This is a genomic window from Hydrogenophaga sp. GW456-12-10-14-TSB4, from assembly GCF_059424305.1.
The window spans coordinates 1-2,377 of record NZ_JBWKZH010000139.1; the positions used below are offsets into that span (position 1 = coordinate 1).

Sequence of the window (2,377 nt, forward strand, 5' to 3'; positions counted from 1 at the left end):
GCCCGACCTCAGGCGGTGTGCGGGTGCCGGGCCGCCTCGTAGAGCGAGCGTGCCAGCGCGCGGTGGCGCGCCAGCAGGGGTTCGAGCTCCATCCCCGTCAGCCGGCCCTCGCGCACCCGCACACGGCCGTTGATCACGCTCAGCGACACGTCCGCGCTCTGGCAGAACACCAGCGCGGCCACCGGGTCGTGGCCGGCACCGGCGTGGGTCACGCCACGCAGGTCGAAGGCCACCAGATCGGCCGAGAGGCCGGGCACCAGCGCGCCGATGTCGTCGCGGCCCAGCACGCGCGCGCCGCCCAGCGTGGCGATCTCCAGCGCCTCGCGCGCGGTGAGCGCGGCGGGGCCGAAACCCACGCGCTGCAGCAGCATCGCCTGGCGCACCTCGCCCAGCATGTGCGCGCCGTCGTTGGACGCGCTGCCGTCCACCCCCAGGCCCACCGGCACGCCGGCGCGGCGCATCGCGCCCACCGGGGCGATGCCCGAGCCCAGGCGCATGTTGGAGCACGGGCAATGCGCCACGCCGGTGCCGGTGCGGCCGAACAGCGCGATGCCCGCCGGGTCGAGCTTGACGCAGTGGGCGTGCCACACGTCGCAGCCGACCCAGCCCAGGTCCTCGGCGTACTCGGCCGGCGTCATGCCGAACTTCTCGCGCGAGTAGGCGACGTCGTTGTCGTTCTCCGCCAGGTGCGTGTGCAGCGACACGCCGTGCGCGCGCGCCAGCACCGCCGACTCGCGCATGAGGTCGCGCGAGACCGAGAACGGCGAACACGGCGCGAGCACGATGCGCCGCATGCTGTGGCGCGAGGCGTCGTGCCAGCGGCCGATCAGGCGCTCGCTGTCGGCCAGGATCGCGGCTTCGCTCTCCACCACCGAGTCGGGCGGCAGGCCGCCGGCGCTGCGGCCCACGCTCATGCTGCCGCGCGCCGCGTGAAAGCGCATGCCCATGGCGTCGGCCGCCTCGATGGAATCGTCCAGGCGCGAGCCGTTGGGGAACAGGTAGAGGTGGTCGCTGGTGGTGGTGCAGCCCGAGAGCATGAGCTCGGCCATCGCCGTCTGCGTGGACACGCGCACCATCTCGGGCGTGAGCCGCGCCCACAGCAGGTAGAGGTTGTTGAGCCAGCCGAACAACTCGGCGTCCTGCGCCTCGGGCACCACGCGCGTGAGGCTCTGGTACATGTGGTGGTGGGTGTTCACCAGCCCGGGCATCAGCACGTGGCCGTGCAGGTCGATCGCTTCGGCGCTGCCACCGGCGATCGCCTCGCGCCAGGGCGCCGGCAACTCGGCGGTCGGCCCCACCCACTCGATGGCCGGCCCGTTCACCACCACCGCCCCGTCGGCGATCTCGCGCCGCTGGGCGTCCATGGTGACCACCACGTCGGCGTGGCGAAGGATCAGCACGCGATCGGCGGCGCCCATCTCAGAAGCGCTCATCGGCGCCCAGGAAGCGCCACTGCCCCACCGGCAGGTTGCCCAGCAGCACCCGCCCGATGCGGATGCGCTTCAGGCCCACCACGTGCAGGCCCACCTGCTCGCACATGCGGCGGATCTGGCGCTTCTTGCCTTCGGTGAGCACAAAGCGCAGTTGCTCGGGGTTCTGCCAGTCCACCTGCGCGGGCCGCAGGGCCTGGCCATCCAGACTCAGGCCGTGGCGCAGCAGGGCCAGCTGCCGGGCGGGGAACACCGCCTGCACATCCTGCGCCACCAGGCCCGCGCCTTGCGGTCCGTTGGGCGCGAAGTGCACACGCACCAGGTACTCCTTCTCCACGCCGCTGTTCTCGCCGATCAGGGTGCGCGCCACGCGGCCGTCCTGCGTGAGCACGAGCAGGCCGGTGGAATCGATGTCGAGCCGGCCGGCCGGCGCCAGGTTGCGCGTGTGCTCGGGCGCGAAACGCCGGCCGTCCGCCGGCATGCGTGCATCGCCGCGCCACTGGCTGGGCGCGCCGATCAGCGTGGCCGCGGCCTCGTGGCCGTCTTCGGGCTGGCCGCTCACATAGCCCACCGGCTTGTGCAGCAGGATGGTGACCTGCCCGCTCTGCTGGTGGCGCGCCTGCGGTGCGACCTCGACCTGCGCATCGGGCGGCACCGGCTGGCCCATCACCGCCGGCTGGCCGTTGACCTTGACCCAGCCGCGCGCGATCCATTCGTCGGCCTCGCGGCGCGAACACAGGCCGAGGTCGGCCATGCGCTTGTTGAGGCGCACTTCGCCGCGCACGTTGCCGACCCGGGCCAGGTCGGGCCGGTGGGCCGGCGGGCGCGGTGCGGGCGCGGGGCCGCGCGGCGCTCGATCGGCGGCGGCCCGGGGGGCATCGGCGCGGCGCGGGGCCGGGCGCTCGGTGCGCGGGCCTTCGGGGCCACCGCGTGGGGCGCCGTAGCCC

At 74.1% G+C, this 2,377-nt stretch carries 2 protein-coding genes; both read right to left on the reverse strand.

Annotation, left to right across the window (positions count from 1 at the left end):
• Positions 1-8: 8 nt before the first annotated feature.
• On the reverse strand, positions 9-1,433 hold the full coding sequence (locus AC07ZS_RS29705; RefSeq protein WP_494802019.1) for an 8-oxoguanine deaminase: 1,425 nt from the start codon (positions 1,431-1,433) through the stop codon (positions 9-11).
• Positions 1,420-2,377, reverse strand: a 958-nt coding sequence (locus tag AC07ZS_RS29710) for a pseudouridine synthase (protein ID WP_494802020.1), incomplete at its 5' end; no start/stop codon positions are given. The genes AC07ZS_RS29710 and AC07ZS_RS29705, both read right to left, overlap by 14 nt.

Bases quoted from the DNA above. Each gene is read 5' to 3' on its own strand.
- AC07ZS_RS29705 (WP_494802019.1), bottom strand. From the start codon at position 1,433: ATGAGCGCTTCTGAGATGGGCGCCGCCGATCGCGTGCTGATCCTTCGC.